The following is a 25,113-nucleotide window of genomic DNA, read 5'->3' on the forward strand; positions in this document are numbered from 1 at the left end:
CCGCCCCCTTACTTCACGTCCTGTGGGAAATGCGCTTTGATCACTTCCAGCAGTTTTGGTCCAAAATCGGCAGGAGACAGCATGTTGCGTACGCCAACGACATATTTATTGCCAGAAACGGTAATCTCACCGGCGATATGCGTAGAGGCGATGATGATATCCGCGCCGCTCAGTTCACTTTTGTATTCGCCCACGGCGCAGCTGTTTACCGTATGGTCAATATTTGACTGGGTTAAAAACTGGTCCACCTTCATTTTCATGATCATGGAACTGCCCTGCCCATTGCCACACACAGCCAGAATACGTACGGTCATAATCGGAACTCCTTATTAAGCAGAGTGTTCTGCCAGTTGTTTTTCTGCGTCTTCCTCAGCACGCAACGTGCGTCCTGCGAAAAACATATAAGCCAGTGCAATCAGAATAATGACGGCCATAAACACGATGCCGATGGAGGCAAAGCCCTGCATCATCGGCGGTGCCAGAATTGACCAGTCCGCCATGCCCATCCAGGCGCTCATACCGGTGAGCTTAACCGCCCAGACGCAGCCAAAGATTTCGATCATCCCCATCACCAGGCAAATCTTGAGCGCCGCGCGCCAGCCGCCAAAGTGGTTGGCAAATACGCCGATGGTGGCGTTCGAGAAGAACATCGGGATAAAGCCTGGGATAATCAGGATGGAAGAGCCGCAGGCAACCAGAATACCTACCGCAATCAGTTGGCCGATGGTGCCCCACATAAAGCCCCAGACCACCGCGTTGGGGGCAAAGCTGTAAATCGCTGCGCAGTCGATAGCCAGCACCGCGCCGGGGATCAGACGTTGAGATATACCGTTGAACGCTTCTGAAAGTTCAGCAACGAACATACGTACGCCCTGGGTGATGATGAAGATAGCGACAGCAAACGAAAAACCGGTTTGCAGGATATACACCGTCCAGTGGGTTTTACCCGCCATCGCCTGAACCACATCAATGCCGAAAGAGAGCAGGATCGCCCCGAAAAAGATGGTCATCACAATCGCGGTGGAAACGATATTGTCATGGAAGATATTCAGCCAGCCTGGCAGCTTGAGATCTTCTACGCTCTCCTCTTTCTTACCCAGATACGGCGCGACTTTGTAAGCAATCCAGGAGGCGAACTGCTGCTGGTGACCGATGGAAAAGCCACAGCCGTCAGTTACTTCCTGCGTCGGTTTGTACATCATATTGGAGGTAATGCCCCAGTAGAGCGACACCAGCACCGCGGTACAGATGATGGTGGTCCACATCGGGTAACCAAAGATGTAGAAAGAGACAGCAATCAGCCCCGCCTGCTGGAACATGATGTGCCCGGTCAGCATGATGGTTCGAATGCCGGTAATACGCCGTAGTAGTACGTAACAAATGTTCAACGCCAGCGCTAACAGTACGGCGTACCCTACCCAACTGTAGGCATCCCCCATTCGTTCGATGGTTGCCATCATGGAGGCATAGGTATCGGAGATCGCGCCATTGATACCGTAAACCTCAGACATCTTCGCCACCACCGGTTTAAACGTGCTGGTCAGAATGCCCGACCCTGCCTGCAATAACATAAAACCGATAATCGTTTTGATCGTGCCTTTGATAATGACGCTGACACTTTTACGCAACAGGATGTAGCCGAGACAGGTCACGATACCCAACAGCAACGGTGCATTGGTCATGACCTGATTAAAAAAGACGGTAAAGATGTTGTAGAGGATCTCCATAACGATCTCCAGTAGACGAAGTTGCTGAACATTCATTACAGATGTCCAGGATATTGTGCCCTCACTCTAATTTTCAAAAGTAATCACAACAAGATTGAATTTGATTAAATGTGATGAACTACGCAAATAATTCTCTTACTTGCAGAGTGGATTTATTTCAAATTCACACACGTCAAAATAAATCCATTTAAAACAATAAAGTACAATAATACATTTCATATAAACCATCTTGTCACGTTGTAATTTTTTCACACTTTTCCATTCAACACCAAAAATCAGCGCATTGCCTTCTTGATAAAATGATGTCAGTATCAATCAAAACAAATCACAATTTGATTCAACTTGAACAAACAAGAAGGTAATTGCGATGAGTAAAGTAAAAAGCATCACGCGTGAATCATGGATTCTGAGCACATTCCCGGAGTGGGGAAGCTGGCTCAATGAAGAGATCGAGCAGGAACAGGTCGCACCTGGCACTTTCGCTATGTGGTGGCTCGGCTGTACCGGAATCTGGCTGAAGTCGGAAGGCGGGACTAACGTCTGCGTCGATTTCTGGTGCGGTACGGGTAAACAGAGTCACGGTAACCCGCTGATGAAAACCGGCCACCAGATGCAACGCATGGCAGGGGTGAAGAAACTGCAACCAAACCTGCGCACCACGCCGTTTGTTCTTGATCCGTTTGCTATTCGTCAGATCGATGCGGTGCTGGCCACGCACGATCATAACGATCACATCGACGTAAATGTTGCGGCAGCCGTCATGCAGAACTGTGCCGATGACGTGCCGTTTATTGGACCGCAGACTTGTGTGGATCTGTGGATCGGTTGGGGTGTACCAAAAGAGCGCTGCATCGTGGTAAAACCGGGTGATGTGGTGAAAGTGAAAGATATTGAAATTCATGCGCTTGATGCGTTTGATCGTACGGCATTGATCACGCTTCCTGCCGATCAAAAAGCGGCAGGCGTGTTGCCGGATGGTATGGATGCCCGCGCCGTAAACTATCTGTTCAAAACGCCGGGCGGTACGCTTTATCACAGCGGAGACTCACACTACTCCAACTACTATGCAAAGCATGGCAACGAGCACCAGATCGACGTCGCGCTCGGCTCCTACGGCGAGAACCCGCGAGGGATTACGGACAAAATGACCAGTTCCGACATGCTGCGTATGGCGGAGGCCCTGAATACAAAAGTGGTGATCCCTTTCCATCATGATATCTGGTCAAACTTCCAGGCCGATCCTCAGGAGATCCGCGTACTGTGGGAGATGAAAAAGGATCGGTTGAAGTATGGCTTTAAGCCTTTTATCTGGCAGGTGGGTGGCAAGTTCACCTGGCCGCTGGACAAAGATAATTTTGAATATCACTACCCGCGCGGCTTTGACGACTGCTTCACGATTGAACCGGATTTACCGTTTAAATCGTTCTTGTGACCCACACAAAATGCCGGGCCATCCCGGCATTTTTTCCCATTTGCTTTAGTATTTCCAGGCTATTTCAAATATCATCTTTTCAAATCAATTTGTATCGGAATAGCTCATGACTGAAGCACAAAGACATCAAATATTGCTGGATATGCTGGCGCAGTTGGGCTTTGTTACCGTTGAGAACGTGATTGAGCGTCTGGGGATTTCACCTGCCACAGCACGCCGGGATATCAACAAACTCGACGAAAGCGGCAAACTCAAGAAAGTACGCAACGGCGCAGAAGCTATTACCCAGCAGCGTCCGCGCTGGACGCCAATGAATCTGCACCAGGCGCAGAACCACGATGAAAAAGTTCGCATAGCCAAGGCGGCATCCCAGCTTGTGAATGCGGGTGAAAGCGTGGTGATCAACTGCGGATCGACCGCTTTCCTGCTGGGTCGCGAAATGTGCGGTAAACCGGTGCAGATCATCACTAATTATCTGCCGCTGGCGAACTATCTGATCGACCAGGAGCATGACAGCGTGATCATCATGGGAGGGCAATATAATAAAAGCCAGTCCATCACGCTTAGCCCGCAAGGCAGTGAAAATAGCCTGTATGCCGGACACTGGATGTTCACCAGCGGCAAAGGCTTGACCGCAGATGGACTGTATAAAACGGATATGCTGACCGCGATGGCTGAGCAAAAGATGCTTAACGTGGTAGGTAAATTGGTGGTGCTGGTCGATAGCAGTAAGGTCGGCGAACGTGCGGGAATGCTGTTCAGCCGCGCCGATCAAATCGACATGCTGATTACCGGCAAAAATGCAAACCCTGAGATTCTGCAACAGCTTGAAGCCCAGGGCGTGAGCATTATGCGCGTTTAAAGGTGCTGGCGGAAAAACGTCACTGTTGCGGCCAACGCTTCTGGCGTGATGCGATGTCGTACACCCGCTTCCCACAGGCAGGTCAGATTGTTGTCCAAACCTGCCTGAATCAGCGCTTGCTGTAAGCGGAAGGTTTCAACAGCCGGTACAACATCATCATCCTGTCCATGCCACAGCAGCAACGGCCTGTCGGCGAGGCGTGGCAACTGATGTGTAACATCCCATTCGGCAAGCGGGGCGATAACGGTATCAAATTCCGCCTGTTGCTCTGGGGTCTGAATCAGTAGAGGGGGAAAAAGCGTCTGCGCAAGCCGGGTAAAATAGCCTGAACCCATCAGGCTGGCTACACATTTAACCTCAGGATAGCGCGCCATTATGCCCAACGCCGTCATTCCTCCCATCGATGCCCCTCCGACGGCAAGCCGCTCATCTGAAAGCCAATTTTCCGCCACCAGCGCCGCACGTAACGTCGTAAACTCCTGCATATTTTGCTGCAAAATATGCCAGAAGCGGTGCATTCGCACCTGAGCATCGCCTTTGAAGCGAGCGCCGTGGTCAGGCGCATCTGGCATGACGACGCGGAACCCGGCCTGAGCCAGCGCAACGGCAAAATAGCTGTAAACCAGACTTGAAGATGTAAACCCGTGATAGAAGATAATACAAGGGAGTGAACATTCGCGTTTGCCAGCCGGAACGGCGTGCAGGACAGGGATACCAGCTAGCCGTCGTGTTTCAATTTCGATCATTTGTCGCCTCTTTCTTTCTGGTATGCCATGCAGCAATACTTAACGCAAGCGAATGTGTTCGGCAATGATTCATAATGTTGAGAACTGGGTTACGCTTTCGCAACATTTTCATTCGAAAATCGCGTGAGAGATAACAATTCGGGAACATTCCCCTAAAGGGAAATTAATAAGGCACTACACTATGGCTATCAGGAAACGAGATAGAGTTATGCGTCGGTTTGCCTCTGTGTTGTTGGTTATGTTTTTAAGCGCCTGTAGCGTGCTACAGGGAACGCCGCAACCCGCACCGCCCGTTGCCGACCACCCGCAGGAGATCCGCCGTGACCAGAGTAATGGGTTACAGCGATTAGGGACGGTTAGCGCGCTGGTAAGAGGCTCTCCGGATGATGCGCTGGCAGAGATCCGTGCCAAAGCCGCCGCGGCTAAAGCTGATTACTACGTGGTTTTATTAGTGGATGAAACCATCGTAACAGGCCAATGGTATTCACAGGCTATTTTGTATCGTAAATAACATTGGGTTGAAATTTAGTCAGCTTTACATTGCTTTGCGCCCCTATGCGTTTACCTGTGCACAATAAACCAACAGCAGGAAGCTTGAGGTTTATTATCGCGATGGAATGCCCTGCCGTGTGTAGGGGTACGAATAATGGAGCTGACTATGAAACAATCACTTGCCTTATCCTCACTGCTGCTTTCTGCCGGACTGGTAGATACTACGGCGCAGTCTGCCGAGTTCGCCAGTGCTGACTGTGTTACGGGCCTGAATGAAATTGGCCAGATATCTGTCAGTAACATTGCAGGAAATCCGCAGGATGTAGAACGTATAGTCGCGTTAAAAGCGGATGAACAAGGTGCCTCATGGTATCGGATCATTCAAATGTACGAAGATCAGCAGCCCGACAACTGGCGCGTACAGGCCATACTCTATGCTTAACACATTGCCGGATGGCGTAAACTTATCTGATCTACGGTGAACTGTAGACATGATAAGACGCGAAAGCGTCGCCATCAGGCATATTATTATCGTAACCCCCCCGTTGCCCGCAGAAGCAAATCGTTCAGCACCTGCTCAGACAATCTTAGTCCCCCCCGCGTATCAAGCATCATTTGGCACCAGGCCTGCGCCACTGGCGGAGAAGAATAACGCAACATCTGCGCCCCGCAACCGAGCAGGAAAAGCTGCTGCGTAATCTCCCGTCCCATCTCCTCGCTGGGTTTACGTAAACGCTGCTGGAGCTGACGTACCATTCGATCGTAATGTCGATCTTGCCCTTTGACTTCCGCAAAGTCTTCGCTAAGCATCTCGTAGATGCCGGGTTGTTTGGTCAGTACCCGCAATACATCAAGGCACATAATGTTGCCAGAGCCTTCCCAGATACTGTTTACCGGCATTTCACGATACAAACGCGGCAGCTCACTCTCCTCGCAATAGCCAATCCCACCCAGCACTTCCATCGCTTCTGCCACAAATGGCATACCGCTTTTGCAAACGGAGAATTTCGCCGCTGGCGTGAACAACCTGGCCCACAGCACTTCTTTAGCATCAGCACGACGGTCCCAGGCCCGCGCCAGTCGAAACAGTAACGCCGTCTGACCTTCCAGTTGGAGCGCCATCCGACCTAACACTTGACGCATCATCGGCTGTTCAATCAATGGTTTGCCAAAGACCTGCCGCTGGTGCGCATGGTAAATCGCGATGGAAAAAGCACGCCGCATCATACCGTGACTGCCGAGCGCACAGTCAAAACGCGTCATCCCACCCATTTTCAGGATATGGCGTATACCCTCCCCTTCTTCACCCAATAGCCAGCCAATCGCTTCGTGGAATTCAACCTCGCAGCTGGCGTTGGAGCGGTTGCCTAACTTATCTTTCAGTCGCTCAAGACGGATAGCATTACGCTGTCCGTCAGGTAAAAATCGCGGCACAAAAAAGCAGGATAATCCTCCCTTAGCCTGGGCCAGCACTAAATGGGCATCGCTTTGCGGCACGGAGAAAAACCACTTATGTCCCACCAGCCGATACGAGCCGTCAGCAAGACGTTCTGCCTGAGTGGTATTGCTCAGCACATCTGAACCACCCTGTTTCTCAGTCATGCCCATGCCGATAAGCAGCCCACGCTTTTGCCCACCTGGCAGTAAATGCGAGTCATAACGGTCGCTTAGCAGCGGCGTAAGCCAGTCGTGAAAGGGCGCGGGTAACATTTGAAGTAACAGCGGCGTGGCGGCAAAAGTCATGGTCACCGGACACAACGTGCCAGCTTCCACCTGCGCATGCAGCATGAAACGGGCCGCCCGGGCAACAAATGTTCCCTGCCTCGCATCTTCTTCCCAGGCCAGATTATGTACGCGGTTGGCGCACAACCCCTGCATCAGTAAATGCCAGGCAGGATGAAAACGCACATCATCCAGCCGCTGCCCCTGCGGGTCGTAGCGCAACAGTTCAGGCGGGAATGCATTGGCCAGACGGCCCAGTTCAAGCGACTCGGCAGTCCCTAGCTGCTGACCAATACTGGCGAGAAGATCGCTGTCCCAGCCAGCGCCTTCGCGGATAACCGCTTCGCACAGCGCGCCATCGGATAGATATAAGTTACTGTTATTGAGCGGTACAGGTTGATTAAAAACGGTATGCGTTTGCCAGTGCATTGTGTCTCCCTCCGTCAATGGCCGTCGCCTTAAGTATGGTCAGCCAGACAAGAGAGTGCCTGGGATTCAGGTCACAAAAAAGCCATCCCGAGGGATGGCTTAAGAGACATAGAGAATGAATTAGCCGCGCTGGCGGACGGCTTCAAACAGGCAGATACCCGTCGCAACTGAAACGTTCAATGACGAAACGCTCCCTGCCATCGGGATGCTGATCAGTTCGTCACAGTGTTCGCGGGTCAGACGGCGCATACCTTCACCCTCTGCGCCCATCACCAGCGCCAGACGCCCGGTCATTTTGCTCTGATAGAGAGTATGGTCGGCTTCACCTGCGGTTCCGACGATCCAGATATTCTCTTCCTGCAGCATACGCATGGTGCGCGCCAGGTTGGTCACGCGGATCAGCGGTACGCTTTCTGCCGCGCCGCAGGCCACTTTTTTCGCCGTCGCATTCAACTGAGCGGAACGATCCTTCGGTACGATTACAGCATGTACGCCAGCAGCATCGGCGCTACGCAAGCATGCACCCAGGTTATGCGGATCGGTGACGCCATCAAGGATCAAAAAGAACGGCTGATCGAGCGTAGCAATCAGATCCGGCAGATCGTTTTCCTGATACTGACGACCCGGCTTCACGCGAGCAATAATTCCCTGATGTACCGCACCCTCGCTTTTCTCATCCAGAAACTGACGGTTAGCCAGTTGAATGACAACACCCTGTGCTTCCAGTGCATGGATCAGCGGCAGCAGGCGTTTATCTTCACGACCTTTGAGAATAAAGACGTCCTGGAAGCGCTCAGGCGCACGTTCCAGCAGGGCCTGCACCGCATGGATGCCGTAAATCATTTCACTCATGAATGTACTCGTTAATAGTTTATGCGTAACGCCGGGCAACGCGAAGGTTGCCCGACTTACAGTCTATGGCTGTTATTGTGCGACTTTCTTTTTCGCCGCACGTTTAGCTTTAGTGGCGGCAGCAATTTTAAGCGTTTTTGCCGAAGGCTTTTTCGCTTTTTTATCACCTTTCTTCTCAGCCGCACTCTTTTCCGCCTGAGGTTTGGCTCTGCCTTTCTTCTCGCCGCGGAAAGCGCTGTCCGGCTCGAAATTCACCTTTTTGCCCATCTGACGGCGTTTACCGGTATTTTTACCTGCATCGCCTTTTTTGGCTTTTTCGCGCGCGGTTTTACCTTCATTACGTGGCGCACGTTCGCTGGAGATCAAGCTGAAGTCGATCTTACGCTCGTCCATGTTGACCGCTTCCACGCGAACTTCCACGCGATCGCCCAGGCGATACATCTGCCCGCTGGATTCCCCCGTCAGGCGCTGCCCAACCTGGTCGAAACGATAGTAGTCGTTATCCAGAGAGGAGACATGCACCAGACCGTCGATAAACAGTTCATCAAGACGGACAAAGAAACCAAATCCGGTCACGCTGGCAATCACGCCTTTGAAGACATTCCCCACCTGATCCAGCATGAAGTCGCACTTCAGCCAGTCAGAGACATCGCGCGTGGCTTCGTCAGCACGGCGCTCGGCCATCGAACAGTGCTGACCCAGTTGCAACATCTCTTCCATCGAATAATGGTAGCCACCGGTTTCCGTGGTGTTGCCCTTATGGCCCTGCTCCTGCGCCAGCAGATACTTAATCGCCCGGTGCAAGGAGAGATCCGGGTAACGACGGATCGGTGAAGTAAAGTGTGCATAAGATTGCAGCGCCAGGCCAAAGTGACCTCGGTTTTCCGGATCGTAAATCGCCTGCTTCATCGAACGCAGCAGCATGGTTTGCAGCATTTCTGCGTCAGGACGGTCAGCAATCGACTCCAGCAGTTCTGCGTAATCGCGCGGCTCAGGTTTGTTGCCACCCGGCAGCTCCAGCCCCAGCTCTGCCAGGACGGAACGGAACGAGTTAATCGCTTCGGTCGTCGGCTTATCGTGAATACGGAACAGCGCCGGCTCTTTGGCTTTCTCAACGAATCGCGCCGCTGAGATGTTCGCCATGATCATGCACTCTTCAATCAGCTTGTGCGCATCGTTACGCTGCGTCTGCTCAATGCGCTCAATACGGCGTTCAGCATTGAAGATAAACTTCGCCTCTTCACTTTCAAACGAGATGCCGCCGCGCTCTTCACGGGCTTTATCCAGCACTTTGTAGAGGTTATGCAGCTCTTCAATGTGTTTGACCAGCGGTGCGTACTGCTCACGCAGCTCCTGGTCGCCCTGCAGCATGTGCCAGACCTTGGTGTAGGTCAGACGAGCATGGGAACTCATGACCGCTTCGTAGAATTTAAAGCCGGTTAAACGGCCTTTCGACGAAATGGTCATTTCACAGACCATACACAACCTGTCTACCTGCGGGTTGAGCGAACACAATCCGTTAGACAGCACTTCCGGCAGCATCGGAACAACCTGCGACGGGAAGTAAACGGATGTGCCACGGCTACGTGCTTCCTGGTCCAGCGGAGTCGGCGGGCGAACGTAATAGCTTACGTCAGCAATCGCCACCCATAAACGCCAGCCGCCACCGCGTTTCTTCTCGCAATAAACCGCATCGTCGAAGTCACGCGCATCTTCGCCATCGATAGTCACCAGCGGCAGGTCGCGCAGATCGACACGTCCTACTTTTGCCTCTTCCGGTACTTCTTCTTTCAGCCCGGCGACCTGTTTCTCAACTGCCTGCGGCCAGATATATGGGATCTCATGAGTACGCAGGGCCATATCAACGGCCATGCTGGTTCCCATGTTGTCACCCAGCACTTCAACAATTTTACCCACCGCTTTGGTGCGGCGAGTCGGACGCTGGGTCAGTTCAACGACGACCACAAAGCCCATACGAGCGCCCATTACCTCTTCCGGCGGGATCAGAATATCGAAGCTCAGGCGGCTGTCGTCAGGGACGACGAACCCAACACCGGCGTCGGTGAAGTAGCGACCAACAATCTGGCTGGTTTTCGGCACCAGTACGCGCACAATACGCGCTTCGCGGCGACCTTTACGGTCCGCGCCCAGCGGCTGTGCCAGCACCTGATCGCCATGAATGCAGGTTTTCATCTGTTCACTGGACAGGTACAGGTCATCTTTGCGGCCTTCAACACGCAGAAAGCCGTAGCCATCACGGTGGCCAATAACGGTACCTTTCAGCAGGTCAAGACGCTCCGGCAGCGCATAGCACTGACGACGGGTGAAGACCAGTTGTCCGTCACGCTCCATTGCGCGCAGGCGGCGACGCAGCGCTTCTTGCTGCTCTTCACCTTCAATGTTGAGTTCAGCGGCCAGCTCATCGCGGTTGGCCGGTTTTTCACGTTTAGTTAAATGTTCGAGGATAAATTCCCGGCTCGGGATAGGATTCGCGTATTTTTCAGCTTCGCGTTCCTGGAAAGGATCTTGTGACATCGAGGTTCCTCCATTGTCAGCTCTGATGGAATTCCTTCGCCTTTCACGTCGCCTCTTTGTTGGCTGCCTTTGCTCCCCTCAGTCACTTACTTTTGTAAGCTCCTGGGGAGTCGCTCAGTTGCCGCCGCGATGCGACGCGAAATACGTTGGAATTCATTATTCCACCAGCAATAATTTATAAAGTGGTTGATTCTTTTCAACCAAATCAGCAAGTGTGTAGTTGTCCAGTTCCGTGAGAAAACTTTGCACTGCCTTAGAAAGCGCCTGTTTGAGTCGACAGGCCGGGGTAATGTGGCAAAACTCGCTGCTACAATTGACCAACGATAGAGGTTCCAGCTCGCGAACCACATCACCAATACCAATATCCTTAGCCGGTTTACCCAGGCGGATACCGCCATTTTTTCCTCGAATAGCAGTAACAAAGCCCGCCCGGCTAAGTTGATTGATTATTTTGACCATATGATTACGGGACACGCCGTAGACTTCTGTCACCTCAGAAATACTGGTCATACGTCCTTCGGGAAGCGACGCCATGTAGATTAGCGCACGTAATCCGTAATCGGTGAAACTTGTTAACTGCACATCAACCTCAGGAAAAGGGATAAAACGGATAAACCTGGTAGTATTAATTACATTGATGATAAACCAGCCACCAGCCAGGTCGCTAATTTATTTCAGTTCGGGAAGGAAAAAAGCGAGGAACTTACGTGATTTTAAGCCGGATTCTGATGCAAAGCACCTTCTCCGGCCTGAGATATTGCAAGCGCAGCGCCATTCGACGCTACGCTATAACCAGAATTATACGTCGAACGGGTCGCGCAGGATCATGGTTTCAGTACGGTCTGGGCCAGTTGAGATAATATCAATCGGCACACCGGTCAGTTCTTCAATACGCTTGATGTAGTTCAGTGCTGCCTGCGGCAGACCGCTACGTTCCTTCACGCCGAAGGTAGATTCAGACCAGCCCGGCATGGTTTCGTAAATCGGCTCGATGCCTTTCCAGTCGTCAGCTGCCAGCGGAGTAGTCGTTACTTCACGGCCATCCGGCATACGGTAAGCAACACAGATTTTCACCTCTTTCAAACCGTCCAGTACGTCCAGTTTGGTCAGGCAGAAGCCAGACAGGGAGTTAATCTGTACTGCACGGCGTACAGCAACGGAGTCCAGCCAACCGGTACGACGACGACGACCAGTGGTCGCGCCATACTCGTTACCTTGTTTGCACAGGAACTCACCAACGTCATCAAACAGCTCAGTCGGGAACGGGCCCGCACCTACACGAGTAGAGTAAGCTTTGATGATACCCAGAACGTAGTCCACATAACGTGGGCCCAGGCCGGAGCCGGTTGCCACGCCACCCGCGGTGGTGTTGGAGGAGGTTACGTACGGATAGGTACCGTGGTCGATATCCAGCAGCGTACCCTGCGCACCTTCAAACATGACGAAATCGCCACGCTTACGCGCCTGGTCCAGCAGATCGGAAACATCAACAACCATCGAGGTCAGGATGTCGGCGATAGCCATCACATCATCCAGCACTTTCTGGTAGTCAACTGCTTCAACTTTATAGAAATTCACCAGCTGGAAGTTGTGATATTCCATCACTTCTTTCAGTTTTTCAGCGAAGGTTGCTTTATCAAACAGATCGCCAACACGCAGACCGCGACGAGCTACTTTGTCTTCATAAGCCGGACCGATACCACGACCGGTAGTACCGATCGCTTTCTCGCCACGCGCTTTCTCACGAGCGTTATCCAACGCAACGTGATAATCAAGGATCAGCGGACAAGCTTCAGACAGCAGCAGGCGCTCGCGAACCGGGATACCACGATCTTCCAGTCCTTTCATTTCTTTCATCAGCGCGGACGGAGACAGAACAACACCGTTACCGATGATGCTGATTACGTTTTCGCGAAGAATGCCTGATGGAATAAGATGGAGGACGGTTTTTTCACCGTTGATTACGAGAGTATGGCCTGCGTTGTGACCACCCTGGTAGCGCACAACATATTTAGCCCGTTCAGTCAGAAGATCGACGATCTTCCCTTTACCTTCGTCACCCCATTGGGTGCCCAGTACGACGACGTTGTTACCCATTTTTCAAAATCACCGTTTGCTTAAAAATGGATTCTACCACCGCTTTTTCAGATATACAGCACTTTTTGCATGCGAAAATCCGCAAATTAGTCTACTTATTGTTCAGCCAATCGTTTTCCTCAACATGTAGTAGACCACAACGCCCGCAACCACAAGACCTCCACCAAAACGACGCAAAATATTTTCGGGAAGTTGCGCCATTGCAGAGATCATTTTCTTCCATGCGCTGGGATAAAGCATCGGACCCAGCCCTTCCAGCACCAAAACCAGCGCGAGCGCCAGCAAAATTGTTGAATTCATCCATCGCCCTTATATAAAAAGAAAACCACCGCATCCCTGAAGATGCCGGTGGTTTTGCTGCTTTAAAACCGCTGGAACGCGATTAGCGTGTCGCGGTATTTGGTGTCTTCATGTAGCGGAAGAAATCGCTGTCCGGGCTCATGACCATCACGTCCTGATTCCCTTCAAAGCTCTTCTCGTAAGCACGCAGGCTACGGATGAAGGCGTAGAAGTCAGGATCCTGACTGAACGCATCGGCAAACAGCTTAGCGGCTTCTGCATCGCCTTCACCGCGCATAATACGGCCCTGACGCTCAGATTCTGCCAGCGTTTTAGTGACTTCATAGTCAGCCGTTGCACGCAGTTTTTCCGCCTCTTCCTGGCCTTGTGAACGATGGCGACGCGCTACCGCTTCACGCTCAGCGCGCATACGGTTGTAGATAGCCTCGGACACTTCAGCAGGCAGGTTGATTTGCTTAATACGCACGTCAACTACTTCGATGCCCAATGCCGCCATACTGTTCGGGTTGATGACCGGTACTTTACCGTTCGTTTCAGCCTGAACACGTTCAGCCGCTTCGGCAATCGCGCTATCTGCTGCCGGAGTCGCCACTTCATCTTCCGTGCCAGCAGAACCGGAGTTCAGCGCGTCACGCACTTCCAGGGTCAGACGACCGCGGGAATCGGTAACGATGTCCTTCACGTCCAGACGACCAATTTCAGAACGCAGACGGTCAGAGAACTTACGTTTCAGCAGGACTTCCGCCTGAGAAACATCGCCACCGCCCGTCGCCAGGTAGTAACGGCTAAAGTCACTGATACGCCACTTGATGTAGGAGTCAACGATCAGGTCTTTCTTCTCTTTGGTAACAAAGCGATCGGCCTGGTTGTCCATGGTCTGAATACGCGCATCCAGCATCTTCACAGATTCAATAAACGGAATCTTGAAGTGCAGGCCTGGTGCAACGACCAGCGGCTTGTTTTCATCATCACGCAGAACTTTACCAAAGCGCAGAGTAATACCGCGCTCGCCTTCTTTGACCACAAAGACAGACATGAACAGAACTACCAGAACGATGATGATAATCGCAATAACTGACTTACGCATCGTTATTCCCCCTGACGCTGGTAGTCGTTACGCTGCGCATTCGCGCGGCGTTGGTCCATAATATCGCCCTGACTGGTGGACGAAGTGTTGCTTGCTCCAGTGCTGGAAGTCGTTGCTGGCGGAAGACGCAGCAGGTTTGAACTGCTGTCAGTCTTTGCTGCTGGCGCACTACCACCTTTCAGCATTTGATCCAGCGGCAGAACCATCAGATTGCTGCCTTTATCGTTAACCAGGACTTTACGGGTATTGCTCAGCACTTTTTCCATGGTTTCGATATACAGACGCTCGCGGGTAATTTGCGGTGCGGCTTTATATTCCGGCAGAATTTTTGCGAAGCGAGCCACTTCACCTTGTGCTTCCAGGATAGTCTGAGTCTTATACGCACGTGCTTCTTCCAGAATACGCTGCGCCTGACCGTTTGCACGCGGCTGAACTTCGTTGGTGTACGCTTCTGCTTCACGGATGTACTGCTGCTCGTTTTCACGTGCTGCGATAGCATCGTCAAACGCGGCTTTTACTTCTTCCGGCGGACGCGCAGCCTGGAAGTTGACGTCCAGCAGGGTGATACCCATGTTGTACGGACGGATCGTTTCTTCCAGTTCACGTTGGGTATCGCTACGAATAACGGTACGCCCTTCGGTCAGGATACGATCCATGGTGTATTTACCGATAACCCCACGCAGGGCGCTGTCGGTAGCCTGACGCAGACTGTCATCCGCGCTGGTTACGCTAAACAGGTAACGCTGCGGATCGGTCACGCGGTACTGTACGTTCATTTCGACGCGCACGACGTTTTCGTCAGAAGTCAGCATGACGCCAGATGCGGCAAGTTCACGCACGGCTTCAACGTTGACCGGTGTCACTTCGTCGATAAAGGTCGGTTTCCAGTTCAGACCCGGTTCAACCAAATGGCTGAATTTACCGAAGCGTGTCACCACGCCACGTTCCGCTTCTTTAATGGTATAGAAACCGCTGGCCGCCCAGATAATGACAATAGCGGCCGCTGCGATAGTAAAGACTCGACCGCCCAGTTGCGGACGCGGGCCTTGCGATGAACTACCGCCGCCAGAACCAGTACCTTTACCGCCACCCAGACCACCGAGCTTTTTACTCAGTTTGCGGAAGATATCGTCCAGATCGGGAGGTCCCTGCTCGCGACCACCTTTGTTTCCATTTCCCTCAGGGTTGCCGCCAGGTTTGCTGCTTCCCCAGGGGTCGCGGTCTTGTCCGTTATTACCGGGCTGATTCCACGCCATTTTTGTGCTCCATATTTGTTATGCGATGCTATACCTGCGTCTTTTGCGCTGCCGATGCGTTGGCTGCGTCCCTCAACTCCAGTCACATAGTTGACTATGCTCCTGGAGATTTCAGGACTTGCCGCCTTCCTGCCGCACAAAATCCACAAGGTATAGAGGCGAAAAAATCTTCAGGCCATATCCGTCAGATCAGACAACATAGTCTTCCAGTGCCGGTTCTTGTTTACAGAGGCGACGCCAGTCTACGATCGGCATACGAACCTGCAGACCTACGCTGCCGTCCTCCTCCATCCACTCTTTTTCTATTGCCTGAAGTTGATAAAACCGGCTTCTCAAACGCCCTTCCTGCGGCGGCAAACGCAACGTATGCTGCGCCACCTCACCGGAAAGTCGCTCAGTCAAAGCCTGAAAAAGTTGTGGTATACCAATCCCCGTTTGCGCTGATACCCAAACGCGAATGGGTTTATTCTCTTCATCTCTGTCGATACGCGGCTCAAAGTCATCCAACATATCGATTTTATTCATCACCAGCAGGGTCGGGATCTCATGCGCATCGATCTCTTCGAGCACCGTATCGACGGCCTCAATGTTTTCCTGCACACGAAAATCTGCTGCATCAATAACGTGCAGCAGCAATGTCGCCTGACGTGTTTCCTGCAAGGTGGCCTTAAACGCAGCCACCAGGTCGTGCGGCAAATGACGGATAAACCCAACGGTATCCGCCAGCACGGTCTCACCCACGTCCGCCACGTCTATTCTGCGTAGCGTCGGGTCCAGGGTCGCAAACAGCTGATCCGCTGCGTAGACCTGGGCTTCGGTGATCTGGTTGAACAGGGTGGATTTTCCGGCGTTGGTATATCCCACCAGTGATACGGTTGGGACATCCGCTTTCTTGCGCGACTGTCGCCCCTGCTCACGTTGCTTTTCAACTTTTTCCAGGCGCGACTGTATCTGCAAAATGCGATTACGCAGCAAACGACGGTCGGTTTCGAGCTGGGTTTCACCCGGACCGCGCAAACCAATCCCGCCCTTTTGCCGTTCAAGGTGAGTCCAGCCACGGACCAGACGCGTAGCCATATGGCGCAACTGCGCCAGCTCAACCTGCAACTTACCCTCATGGGTTCGCGCACGCTGGGCAAAAATATCTAAAATGAGACCAGTCCTGTCGATAACAAGACACTGGCATAACTGTTCCAGGTTACGTTCCTGGGCAGGGCTTAGAGCATGATCAAAAATCACCACCGCAGCGCCAGTCGCTTTTACGGCTTCGGCAATTTCGATTGCCTTACCTTCACCAACAAAATACTTCGGGTGCGGTGCTTTACGGCTCCCGGTAATCACCTGCATTGCTTCGACACCGGCGGAAGAAACCAGAGATTCAAACTCCTGGAGGTCTTCCATATCTTTGTCTTGCGAAAAATAGATGTGTACCAGTACCGCCTGCTCACCGGCATCATAACGGTCAAACAAGCGTCAACCCCTTAATATAAATCAACGGGGAACGCAGGATCGCTGGCTCCCCGTATGTAAAACAGCTAATAACCTTATTCGGTTTCTTCGCTGTCCTGTTGCGCAGATGAACCTTGCGCGTTGCTACCGTGATGGTAGTTGCTGCCAGTGCCGCCGGTGGCATTATTGCTGTGATGAGAAACCGGACGAGACGGGACAACAGTAGAAATCGCGTGCTTATAAACCATCTGGCTGACCGTGTTTTTCAACAGGATCACGAACTGATCAAAAGACTCGATTTGACCTTGCAGCTTAATACCATTCACCAAATAAATAGAAACTGGAACACGTTCCCGACGCAGTGCGTTCAGGAACGGATCTTGTAAAGATTGCCCCTTAGCCATTCTCTCTTTTCCTTATATGCTTATTTGTACTTTGAACCTTTCGATTCTGAAAAATTGCGCACGATACGTTTCAATTGTACACATTCAGTTCGCGATAGCACCAACAACCTGTAATACTTCGTTTCGCGCCTGGTCAGGCTTTTCACTGTCAAGCCAGTGCACCCCTTCCCAACCACGCAACCAGGTTACCTGTCGCTTCGCCAACTGCCTCGTGGCGCAAACACCTCTATAAACCATTTCATCGTATGAAATTTCACCTTCAATGTATGACCACATCTGGCGATACCCTACACAACGAATGGAAGGCAAATCCGTATGCAAATCTCCACGGGCAAAAAGCGCCCGGACTTCTGCTTCAAAACCTGAAGCTAACATCTGATGAAAACGCTGCTCAATTCGCTGATGGAGCAGTTCACGGCTCGCCGGGGCGATTGCAAACTGATGCACCTGATACGGCAAAGCATCTCCTGACGTTTGCGTCAGCTCCGTTAAAGTTTTACCCGAAATGAAAAAAACTTCCAGTGCCCGGGAAAGTCTTTGCGGATCATTTGGATGAATACGCGCCGCAGCCACGGGATCGATGTCCTGAAGCTGTCGGTGTAACGCGTCCCAACCCTGCTCTGCCGCCTGCTGCTCAATTCTGGCCCTGACTTCCGGGTCCGCCGACGGTAACGGCGACAGTCCTTCAAGCAAGGCTTTGAAATATAACATTGTGCCGCCCACCAGCAACGGGATACGCCCCGCGGCGGTGATGTCGGCCATCTCGACTAACGCATCGCGACGAAAATCCGCAGCGGAGTACGCTTGCGACGGATCGCGGATATCCAACAATCGGTGCGGCGCGGCCTGTAATTCAGCTGCATCAGGCTTGGCTGTACCGATATCCATCCCCTTGTAAATAAGGGCGGAATCAACGCTTATCAACTCTATAGGCAAAACTTTACGCAATTCAATTGCTAATGCCGTTTTACCGGAGGCCGTTGGCCCCATCAAAAAAATCGCCTTTGGCAGGCTCGCCTTACGGGTATCACTCATGTTTCAGGGCATTCATTACCGAATGTAAATCAACAGGTTGTAACAGACCACCCGGCGGTGCCTTCACGAGTTGTGGGCAGAGCCGCTCAACATCCGCTAACAGCGTAATCGCCTGTGCCATGCTCCACTGTGGATGCTCGCTAATCAGGTTACGTGCGATCCACTGTGCAATATTGCCCGGCTCGAATACGGATTGCTGCGCCAGGTAGCCTATCAGTTCAGGAATCAAGATTTGTAAATTTTGTTGGCGTAAGGGTAAAGGCACCGCCCGGATGGTCACATGCTGCGCATCCAGCTGAAATTCAATGCCCAACTCAGCCAGTTGGCTCTGTCCTTTTTGCAGTGCCGCTTTTTCATCGGCGGTCACTTTTAAACGTAAAGGGATCAGTAACGGTTGAGCACAAACCGCTCCCTGACCCGGCGTTAACTGCGCCTGACGCAGCCAACGCTCAGCCACTGGCAATGCCAACAACTGAATATGGCCATCGCACTCGAGTAACGCGCAGTCTGCACCAACAATCGTTAGCACCCGGCCAAAGCCCTGACTACTACCAGTCAGAGGCGTCGATGGCGTTTCAGAGACCGGCGTTTTACGCGTTGGAGCCGGCGTCTGCATCAGTTGCTGATAAATTTCTCCCTGCTGCTTTTGGTATCCGGGTTGGGCATGAGGCCAACTGGCCCCCGCCTGACGGGCACCGCCACCACTACTGCCACTTCCAGCGCCAGCGGATGCCGAGTACCGTGGTGTCGCAGGTTCACGCGCGGGAGCCGGTTCGGCAAAATGGTTGCGTCCGGCAGCAACGCGGTTTTCCGGAATGTGCCTTGGGGCAGGTTCGTCGCCATCAGCCAACGGCAGCGGCGTTTCAAGCTGCTGTTGCAGGACGCTCAACACGCCCTGGTAAATAAAATCGTGCACCATGCGGGATTGATGGAAACGGACCTCATGTTTAGCTGGGTGTACGTTGACATCCACTTGATGCGGATCGATTTCCAGATACAGCACAAAAGCGGGCTGTTGATCGGCTCCCAGCTTATCTTCACAGGCCTGGCGGATAGCATGGTTGATCAGCCGGTCTCGCATCATCCGACCATTCACGTAGCAGTACTGGATTTCTGCCAGCGCTGCCGTTGTATGGTTAGGATCGGCCACCCAGCCGCGCAATGTTAAATCGCCATGTTGCCATTCGATCGCCAGCGCATGCTCCAGAAACGGCGTGCCGCAAATCGCGCCCAGTCGGCGCTCTTTCTGCCCATCCGCGGCCACTGCCCGGTACTGTCGCACCACTTTGCCGTTGTGCGACAAATTAATCGTCACATCAAAACGTGCCAGCGCAATGCGGCGAATAATCTCGTCGATATGATTAAATTCGGTTTTCTCGGTGCGCATAAATTTGCGCCGCGCTGGGGTGTTGTAGAACAGATCTAGCACCTCCAGCGTGGTTCCCACCGGATGCGCAGCGGGTTTGACCGTCACATCCATGTCACGCCCTTCGGCATAGGCTTGCCAGGCTTCGGGTTGTTCTTGCGTACGCGACGTCAGGGTTAAACGAGACACGGAGCTGATACTGGCCAGCGCTTCGCCGCGAAATCCGAGGCTCACGATGGCTTCAAGATCGTCAAGCGAGGCTATTTTACTGGTGGCATGACGCGCCAGCGCCAACGCCAGCTCGTCTTTTTTAATCCCGCAGCCGTTGTCACGAATACGGATAAGCTTCGCGCCGCCGCGCTCAATATCGATATCAATGCGCGTCGCACCGGCATCGATGCTGTTTTCCACCAGCTCTTTCACCACTGACGCAGGTCGTTCTACCACCTCGCCTGCGGCAATCTGGTTCGCCAGCTGTGGCGGTAGAACCTGAATCGGCATGGCTAATCCTTAATTTGTTAACGTGTTACCCGGCGATATGGCGCTGGCGGTTTGCGCCGGTGCGCCCTGCGGCCCGGTTTGCATCGGGTGCGCCTGGAAATAGTTACGCAATCCTTTGTAAATCGCCTCAGCCAGTTGCTGCTGATAATCATCGCTCGCCAGCAGACGTTCTTCGCTGTTGTTACTGATAAAGCCGGTTTCAACCAGCACTGACGGGATATCAGGCGAACGCAGTACGCCGAGGCTAGCGTGTTCCGGGCGACGCTTATGCATCGAACCAATACGTTCTAACTGGCCGATCATGCTGGTCGCCACATCATACCCGACTCGTTGCGAATGACCGAACTGCAGATCCAGTACAGCCTGGCTGAGGTAAGGATCGGACTGGCTGTTTGCCAGCACATCGCCCGCGCCGCCCAACAGCTCCGATTGCTTCTCGTGCTGTTCAAGCCAGCCTGCCATCTCACTGTTCGCCCGACGGTTTGACAGCACCCAAACGGAAGCACCTGTGGCATCACGGTTTGGCGCGGCATCCGCGTGAATTGAAACCAGGAAATTCGCGTTTTGTTTACGCGCGACGTCTGAACGCCCCATCACCGAGATAAAGTAATCACCATCACGGGTGAGTACGCCTTTAAACATCGGGTCATCATTGAGCAAACTGCGCAGTTTGCGCGCCACGGCAATCGTGACGTTTTTCTCACGCGTGCCGCCAGGACCAATAGCGCCAGGATCCTGTCCACCGTGTCCGGCATCAATGGCAATCACCACTTTATCGCCGTTGCTGGAACTGGCGCGCGCCGCAGGGCGCGTGGAGGTATTGCTGTTAGTCACAGCCGTGGTGCGATCGTTTTCCGCTTTAAATGGATTGCGCGCAGGCTCGACAGGACGTGGGGCCACAATCGGCGCTTCAACACGCTTTGCAACCACGGGAGGTGGAGGCGGCGGCGGTGGTGCATCAGCGTTGATGGTAAACACGACGGTATAATTGCCGCCGTTCTGGCGTTTTACAGCTTCGGCTTTACCGTTCTCGGTTAAATCCACCATCAGGCGCAGAGACTGCGCATCTTTTGGCGTGCCAGAACGGATAGATTTCACCAGATTATTGCCGCTAAACAGCAGCGGTAATCCCTGAATCACTCCGGTTTGTTTAATATCCAGTGCAACGGTTCGTTTCCCGTCCTGCGAAACGGCATATTCAGGATCGCCAATAAAGCTCAGCGTAATCCGCGCCTGTTGGTCGCCATTGGACACCTGAAGATCGGAGAGGCTGGCGGCCCCTGCCTGCGCGCACAGCAGGACCAGGGTTGCCATCAGCCAGTTTCTGATGCGATAAATCATCCCGCCACCCTTAAGGTTAATCGGCTAAACGCGCCAGCAATAAATCACCTGATGAGGAGACTGCGCTTACACGCGCCTCTCGACCTTGCGCCTGGTATTCAATGTGTATTTCGACGTCCGGGTCTGGCAGTACACCTTTACCTTGTTGCGGCCATTCCACCAGGCAGATGGCATCATTGGCAAAATAATCGCGGATCCCCATAAATTCCAGCTCCTCCGGGTCCGCAAGTCGGTATAAATCGAAGTGATATACCATCAAGTTATCGAGTGAATAGGGTTCAACCAGCGTGTAGGTGGGGCTTTTTACATTACCCTTATGACCTAACGCCTGCAGAAATCCCCGGCTGAAGGTGGTTTTACCCGCCCCCAGGTCGCCGTACAAATATATAACCGTCGCACCGTCACAGGCTTTGGCTACCCGAAGTCCCAGGTCTAAAGTTGCCTGCTCATCAGGTAGTGGAATTACTCGATTCATCATGATAAACGTCAATCACATCAGGGTTAACAATACGCTGTAGCGTGGTAAAGAGATCTGTCGCCAGCATGCCGCGCGTACCAAAACGCGCCGCCAGCACATCCGCCGCCGCTCCGTGCGCAACACATCCCGCACATGCTGCATCATACGGGGTAAGCTTCTGTCCGAGCAATGCGCCAATAATACCGGAAAGCACATCCCCCATTCCGCCGCTGGCCATCCCGGCATTGCCGGTATCAATAATACCCAACTCCGCCTGTTCAGCAGCAACAACCGTACCCGCGCCTTTCAGCACCACCACGCCTCCGTACCGTTTTACCAGACGTTGTGCACAAAGTAAGCGATCGTCTTCAATTTCTGCAATGGAACAACCCAGCAGTCGCGCGGCTTCACCTGGATGCGGCGTGATCACGCGATTGTGACGTTTATCGGGGTTGATTGCCAGCAGGTTCAGCGCATCCGCATCCCAGAGCATCGGTTTGCGAAAATTCTCCACTTTTTGCAGCGCTTTTTTGCCCCATTCCTGCTGACCAAGCCCGGGGCCTATCACCACTACATCTGCCCATGCCAGGCTCTCTTCCAGCGTTTGCGGCGTCAGCGCATCGACCATCAGTTCCGGTCTGGCTGTCAAAATAGGTGCAATGTTTTCACTACGCGTCAGCACTTTGACCAGACCGGCACCAGCACGCAGCGCGGCTTCCCCGGCCATGCGTATTGCGCCTGCCGTACCGTGGTCACCACCGATAATCACCAGCCGACCGTGGGAGCCCTTGTGTGAGGTGGGTCGACGCGGCGTTAGCCAATGTGCAAGTTGTTGAGCATCAAAACGTTGCAATGGCGCGTTCTGCCCCGCCAGCCAGTCGTCCAACCCAAGTGCGTTAACATGCAGACGCCCGGTGACATCGCGCGCTTTGCCGGTGAGCAGGCCCGGCTTAAGTGCAATAAAGGTAATGGTATGCGCTGCGTTGATGACCGCGCCCGGCGTCGCCCCCGTCTGCGCCAGCAGGCCGGAGGGAATGTCTATCGCCACGGTGGGGGCTGGGTGAGAATTGGCACGTTCAATCAATACTGAGAGAGGCTCACGCGGCGCATGTTTTAAGCCAGTGCCTGTCAGTGCGTCGATAATGACGTCCACGTTATTTGGCCAATTGATATCAGCCGCGTGAATGACGCCACCAGCGTTAAGCCAGGCATCACGCGCCTGCTGCGCCTCCTCGGGGAGCGGTTTGTCACTCCCCTGCGCCAGCAACGTGACGTCAAGACCCAGCGCTTTGGCAAGTCTTGCCACTACGTAACCATCGCCGCCGTTGTTGCCATGACCACATAGCACCAGCCAGTGCCGGGCGTTCGGATAAGCCTCACGAGTGACCTGAAACGCCGCCTCTCCCGCCCGTTGCATCAGTTCGTACAGCGTAAGCCCTGAACTGTCTGCCGCCTCTCGCTCCATCCGCCTGATGTCATCGGCGGGCCAGATGGAGTGTGGTATACTTGCGGGGTTTTTCTTCATTGTATGGTCCGTCATGTCAGAGCCCCTCGATCTCAATCAGTTAGCGCAAAATATTAAGCAGTGGGGGCTGGAGCTTGGCTTTCAGCAGGTCGGTATTGCCGATACCGACCTCAGCGAAGCGGAGCCCAAACTGCAGGCATGGCTGGATAAACAATACCACGGCGAGATGGACTGGATGGCCCGTCACGGCATGATGCGCGCCCGCCCTCACGAATTATTGCCCGGTACGCTACGTGTCATCAGCGTACGTATGAACTATCTTCCTGCCAATGCGGCCTTCGCCAGCACGTTGAAGAACCCTTCTCTGGGTTACGTCAGCCGTTACGCGCTTGGCCGCGACTACCACAAGCTGCTGCGTAACCGCTTAAAAAAGCTGGGAGAGATGATTCAACAGCACTGCGTTTCGCTGAATTTTAGACCTTTTGTCGATTCTGCGCCCATTCTTGAGCGTCCGTTAGCGGAAAAAGCCGGGCTTGGCTGGACAGGTAAGCACTCACTTATCCTCAATCGCGAAGCCGGTTCATTTTTCTTCCTCGGGGAATTACTGATCGATTTACCCCTGCCGGTCGACCAACCGGTAGAAGAAGGATGCGGGAAATGCGTTGCCTGCATGACCATCTGTCCCACCGGGGCCATCGTTGAGCCCTACACCGTAGATGCACGCCGCTGTATCTCTTATCTCACTATCGAACTGGAAGGCGCGATCCCGGAAGAATTTCGTCCATTGTTGGGAAATCGAATTTACGGCTGCGATGATTGCCAGCTCATTTGCCCGTGGAACCGCTATTCACAGTTGACGGCAGAGGATGACTTCAACCCGCGCAAGCAGCTTCATGCTCCGGAGTTGATAGAGCTATTTAGCTGGAACGAAGCGTGGTTTTTAAAAGTCACGGAGGGGTCTGCCATTCGTCGTATTGGCCACCTGCGCTGGCTGCGAAATATCGCCGTTGCGCTGGGTAATGCTCCCTGGGATGAAGCCATTCTTCACGCACTGGAAAGTCGCAGAGGTGAGCACCCACTTCTCGACGAACACATAGACTGGGCGGTTGCTCAGCAAATCGAGAAGCGAAATGCCTGCGTAGTTGAGGTTCAGTTACCGAAGAAACAACGTTTGGTCAGGGTCATTGAGAAAGGTCTGCCGCGCGACGCTTAAGTCATCCACAGCTTGTGTATAAAAATAAAAACACATTGATATTCAAGAGGGAAAAAATCGTCAAGTGATCGCATTAACAATTTGAAATGATAATTAATCCAATAATTTCAACTAGTTAAAATGATACTATTCACCCGGCGAAGTTTTTTGCATTCCAGGAATAATACCTGAGCCTGTGGATAAGTCTGTTTACAAGAGTATGTCAACGACGAAACAAAACGTCCCCAACGCGATTATTCGTTGTGGATATTTTTATTGGGGTAAGAATTTGGAGCGGGAAACGAGACTCGAACTCGCGACCCCGACCTTGGCAAGGTCGTGCTCTACCAACTGAGCTATTCCCGC

Annotated in this window: 23 protein-coding genes and 1 tRNA gene; 5 read left to right on the forward strand and 19 right to left on the reverse strand. The window is 52.9% G+C overall.

All coding sequences use genetic code 11. The features are described from left to right. Window positions 1-8 precede the first annotated feature (8 nt). Together ulaB and ulaA are read right to left on the reverse strand one after the other, a co-directional pair. Window positions 9-314 carry a PTS ascorbate transporter subunit IIB gene (ulaB, locus tag OGY83_RS17330; protein WP_003025655.1) on the reverse strand — a complete coding sequence of 102 codons (306 nt, stop codon included), beginning with the start codon at window positions 312-314 and terminating at the stop codon, window positions 9-11. A 15-nt stretch (window positions 315-329) separates the two neighbouring features. Beyond that, the gene (ulaA, locus tag OGY83_RS17335) at window positions 330-1,727 is read right to left on the reverse strand and encodes a PTS ascorbate transporter subunit IIC (RefSeq protein ID WP_003830456.1); all 1,398 of its coding nucleotides are present in this window, start codon (window positions 1,725-1,727) and stop codon (window positions 330-332) included. Between the two features lie 367 nt (window positions 1,728-2,094). Between ulaA and ulaG the strand changes: the two genes are divergently transcribed. Next, window positions 2,095-3,159: an L-ascorbate 6-phosphate lactonase gene (gene ulaG, locus OGY83_RS17340; protein ID WP_003025649.1), complete on the forward strand. Its 1,065-nt coding sequence runs from the start codon at window positions 2,095-2,097 to the stop codon at window positions 3,157-3,159. Between the two features lie 106 nt (window positions 3,160-3,265). Continuing rightward, window positions 3,266-4,021 (forward strand): HTH-type transcriptional regulator UlaR, encoded by a 756-nt coding sequence (ulaR, locus tag OGY83_RS17345; RefSeq protein ID WP_003025646.1) that lies wholly within the window; start codon window positions 3,266-3,268, stop codon window positions 4,019-4,021. Here the strand turns inward: ulaR and yjfP are convergent. Further along, window positions 4,018-4,767 (reverse strand): esterase, encoded by a 750-nt coding sequence (yjfP, locus tag OGY83_RS17350; RefSeq protein WP_286636415.1) that lies wholly within the window; start codon window positions 4,765-4,767, stop codon window positions 4,018-4,020. The genes ulaR and yjfP overlap by 4 nt on opposite strands. Window positions 4,768-4,948: 181 nt before the next feature. On the opposite strand from yjfP, the gene bsmA reads away from it, so the two are divergent. Both bsmA and yjfN read left to right on the forward strand, forming a co-directional pair. Beyond that, the gene (bsmA, locus tag OGY83_RS17355; RefSeq protein ID WP_008786010.1) at window positions 4,949-5,278 is read left to right on the forward strand and encodes a biofilm peroxide resistance protein BsmA; all 330 of its coding nucleotides are present in this window, start codon (window positions 4,949-4,951) and stop codon (window positions 5,276-5,278) included. 147 nt (window positions 5,279-5,425) lie between these two features. Beyond that, the gene (yjfN, locus tag OGY83_RS17360) at window positions 5,426-5,701 is read left to right on the forward strand and encodes a DUF1471 family protease activator YjfN (protein WP_079939047.1); all 276 of its coding nucleotides are present in this window, start codon (window positions 5,426-5,428) and stop codon (window positions 5,699-5,701) included. A gap of 86 nt (window positions 5,702-5,787) precedes the next feature. Here the strand turns inward: yjfN and OGY83_RS17365 are convergent, their stop codons facing one another. The 15 genes from OGY83_RS17365 to nnr all read right to left on the reverse strand — a co-directional run bounded on the left by OGY83_RS17365 (window position 5,788) and on the right by nnr (window position 23,630). Beyond that, a complete protein-coding gene (locus OGY83_RS17365) occupies window positions 5,788-7,410 on the reverse strand; it encodes an isovaleryl-CoA dehydrogenase (RefSeq protein ID WP_286636416.1) in 1,623 nt (540 codons plus the stop codon). 120 nt (window positions 7,411-7,530) lie between these two features. Further along, window positions 7,531-8,262 (reverse strand): 23S rRNA (guanosine(2251)-2'-O)-methyltransferase RlmB, encoded by a 732-nt coding sequence (gene rlmB / locus OGY83_RS17370; RefSeq protein WP_003830482.1) that lies wholly within the window; start codon window positions 8,260-8,262, stop codon window positions 7,531-7,533. Between the two features lie 72 nt (window positions 8,263-8,334). After that, window positions 8,335-10,797 (reverse strand): ribonuclease R, encoded by a 2,463-nt coding sequence (gene rnr, locus OGY83_RS17375; RefSeq protein ID WP_079939045.1) that lies wholly within the window; start codon window positions 10,795-10,797, stop codon window positions 8,335-8,337. A gap of 156 nt (window positions 10,798-10,953) precedes the next feature. Then, entirely contained in the window at window positions 10,954-11,379 is a 426-nt protein-coding gene (gene nsrR, locus OGY83_RS17380; RefSeq protein ID WP_003830485.1) for a nitric oxide-sensing transcriptional repressor NsrR, read from the reverse strand. 216 nt (window positions 11,380-11,595) lie between these two features. Further along, the gene (gene purA / locus OGY83_RS17385; protein ID WP_079939044.1) at window positions 11,596-12,894 is read right to left on the reverse strand and encodes an adenylosuccinate synthase; all 1,299 of its coding nucleotides are present in this window, start codon (window positions 12,892-12,894) and stop codon (window positions 11,596-11,598) included. A 102-nt stretch (window positions 12,895-12,996) separates the two neighbouring features. Further along, window positions 12,997-13,194: a DUF2065 domain-containing protein gene (locus OGY83_RS17390; protein WP_003025602.1), complete on the reverse strand. Its 198-nt coding sequence runs from the start codon at window positions 13,192-13,194 to the stop codon at window positions 12,997-12,999. Between the two features lie 82 nt (window positions 13,195-13,276). Further along, entirely contained in the window at window positions 13,277-14,281 is a 1,005-nt protein-coding gene (gene hflC, locus OGY83_RS17395) for a protease modulator HflC (RefSeq protein ID WP_003830491.1), read from the reverse strand. A 2-nt stretch (window positions 14,282-14,283) separates the two neighbouring features. Next, window positions 14,284-15,537, reverse strand: a complete 1,254-nt coding sequence (gene hflK, locus OGY83_RS17400; RefSeq protein WP_003025593.1) for an FtsH protease activity modulator HflK — start codon at window positions 15,535-15,537, stop codon at window positions 14,284-14,286. 189 nt (window positions 15,538-15,726) lie between these two features. Next, window positions 15,727-17,007 (reverse strand): ribosome rescue GTPase HflX, encoded by a 1,281-nt coding sequence (gene hflX, locus OGY83_RS17405; protein ID WP_003830495.1) that lies wholly within the window; start codon window positions 17,005-17,007, stop codon window positions 15,727-15,729. Window positions 17,008-17,081: 74 nt separating this feature from the next. Beyond that, window positions 17,082-17,390: an RNA chaperone Hfq gene (gene hfq, locus OGY83_RS17410; protein ID WP_003025584.1), complete on the reverse strand. Its 309-nt coding sequence runs from the start codon at window positions 17,388-17,390 to the stop codon at window positions 17,082-17,084. A gap of 84 nt (window positions 17,391-17,474) precedes the next feature. Then, window positions 17,475-18,425, reverse strand: a complete 951-nt coding sequence (gene miaA / locus OGY83_RS17415; RefSeq protein ID WP_003830497.1) for a tRNA (adenosine(37)-N6)-dimethylallyltransferase MiaA — start codon at window positions 18,423-18,425, stop codon at window positions 17,475-17,477. Beyond that, window positions 18,418-20,292, reverse strand: a complete 1,875-nt coding sequence (mutL, locus tag OGY83_RS17420) for a DNA mismatch repair endonuclease MutL (RefSeq protein WP_286636418.1) — start codon at window positions 20,290-20,292, stop codon at window positions 18,418-18,420. The genes miaA and mutL overlap by 8 nt, the downstream gene beginning before the upstream one ends. 9 nt (window positions 20,293-20,301) lie before the next feature. Continuing rightward, window positions 20,302-21,633, reverse strand: a complete 1,332-nt coding sequence (gene amiB / locus OGY83_RS17425; RefSeq protein WP_286636419.1) for an N-acetylmuramoyl-L-alanine amidase AmiB — start codon at window positions 21,631-21,633, stop codon at window positions 20,302-20,304. Between the two features lie 16 nt (window positions 21,634-21,649). Beyond that, complete coding sequence (gene tsaE, locus OGY83_RS17430) at window positions 21,650-22,111, reverse strand: tRNA (adenosine(37)-N6)-threonylcarbamoyltransferase complex ATPase subunit type 1 TsaE (protein WP_008786002.1); 462 nt, start codon at window positions 22,109-22,111, stop codon at window positions 21,650-21,652. Continuing rightward, entirely contained in the window at window positions 22,083-23,630 is a 1,548-nt protein-coding gene (nnr, locus tag OGY83_RS17435; RefSeq protein ID WP_286636420.1) for a bifunctional ADP-dependent NAD(P)H-hydrate dehydratase/NAD(P)H-hydrate epimerase, read from the reverse strand. The genes tsaE and nnr overlap by 29 nt, the downstream gene beginning before the upstream one ends. On the opposite strand from nnr, the gene queG reads away from it, so the two are divergent. After that, the gene (queG, locus tag OGY83_RS17440; protein WP_286636422.1) at window positions 23,629-24,768 is read left to right on the forward strand and encodes a tRNA epoxyqueuosine(34) reductase QueG; all 1,140 of its coding nucleotides are present in this window, start codon (window positions 23,629-23,631) and stop codon (window positions 24,766-24,768) included. The genes nnr and queG overlap by 2 nt on opposite strands. A 269-nt stretch (window positions 24,769-25,037) precedes the next feature. On the opposite strand, the gene OGY83_RS17445 is transcribed toward queG, so the two are convergent. After that, window positions 25,038-25,113: transfer RNA gene (locus OGY83_RS17445), tRNA-Gly, on the reverse strand.

Source organism: Citrobacter sp. Cpo090 (genome assembly GCF_030332665.1).
Taxonomy (GTDB): domain Bacteria; phylum Pseudomonadota; class Gammaproteobacteria; order Enterobacterales; family Enterobacteriaceae; genus Citrobacter; species Citrobacter portucalensis.

Bases quoted from the DNA above. Each gene is read 5' to 3' on its own strand.
- ulaB (WP_003025655.1), bottom strand. From the start codon at position 314: ATGACCGTACGTATTCTGGCTGTGTGTGGCAATGGGCAGGGCAGTTCC.
- ulaA (WP_003830456.1), bottom strand. From the start codon at position 1,727: ATGGAGATCCTCTACAACATCTTTACCGTCTTTTTTAATCAGGTCATG.
- ulaG (WP_003025649.1), top strand. From the start codon at position 2,095: ATGAGTAAAGTAAAAAGCATCACGCGTGAATCATGGATTCTGAGCACA.
- ulaR (WP_003025646.1), top strand. From the start codon at position 3,266: ATGACTGAAGCACAAAGACATCAAATATTGCTGGATATGCTGGCGCAG.
- yjfP (WP_286636415.1), bottom strand. From the start codon at position 4,767: ATGATCGAAATTGAAACACGACGGCTAGCTGGTATCCCTGTCCTGCAC.
- bsmA (WP_008786010.1), top strand. From the start codon at position 4,949: ATGGCTATCAGGAAACGAGATAGAGTTATGCGTCGGTTTGCCTCTGTG.
- yjfN (WP_079939047.1), top strand. From the start codon at position 5,426: ATGAAACAATCACTTGCCTTATCCTCACTGCTGCTTTCTGCCGGACTG.
- OGY83_RS17365 (WP_286636416.1), bottom strand. From the start codon at position 7,410: ATGCACTGGCAAACGCATACCGTTTTTAATCAACCTGTACCGCTCAAT.
- rlmB (WP_003830482.1), bottom strand. From the start codon at position 8,262: ATGAGTGAAATGATTTACGGCATCCATGCGGTGCAGGCCCTGCTGGAA.
- rnr (WP_079939045.1), bottom strand. From the start codon at position 10,797: ATGTCACAAGATCCTTTCCAGGAACGCGAAGCTGAAAAATACGCGAAT.
- purA (WP_079939044.1), bottom strand. From the start codon at position 12,894: ATGGGTAACAACGTCGTCGTACTGGGCACCCAATGGGGTGACGAAGGT.
- OGY83_RS17390 (WP_003025602.1), bottom strand. From the start codon at position 13,194: ATGAATTCAACAATTTTGCTGGCGCTCGCGCTGGTTTTGGTGCTGGAA.
- hflC (WP_003830491.1), bottom strand. From the start codon at position 14,281: ATGCGTAAGTCAGTTATTGCGATTATCATCATCGTTCTGGTAGTTCTG.
- hflK (WP_003025593.1), bottom strand. From the start codon at position 15,537: ATGGCGTGGAATCAGCCCGGTAATAACGGACAAGACCGCGACCCCTGG.
- hfq (WP_003025584.1), bottom strand. From the start codon at position 17,390: ATGGCTAAGGGGCAATCTTTACAAGATCCGTTCCTGAACGCACTGCGT.
- miaA (WP_003830497.1), bottom strand. From the start codon at position 18,425: ATGAGTGATACCCGTAAGGCGAGCCTGCCAAAGGCGATTTTTTTGATG.
- mutL (WP_286636418.1), bottom strand. From the start codon at position 20,292: ATGCCGATTCAGGTTCTACCGCCACAGCTGGCGAACCAGATTGCCGCA.
- amiB (WP_286636419.1), bottom strand. From the start codon at position 21,633: ATGATTTATCGCATCAGAAACTGGCTGATGGCAACCCTGGTCCTGCTG.
- tsaE (WP_008786002.1), bottom strand. From the start codon at position 22,111: ATGATGAATCGAGTAATTCCACTACCTGATGAGCAGGCAACTTTAGAC.
- queG (WP_286636422.1), top strand. From the start codon at position 23,629: ATGTCAGAGCCCCTCGATCTCAATCAGTTAGCGCAAAATATTAAGCAG.
- nnr (WP_286636420.1), bottom strand. From the start codon at position 23,630: ATGACGGACCATACAATGAAGAAAAACCCCGCAAGTATACCACACTCC.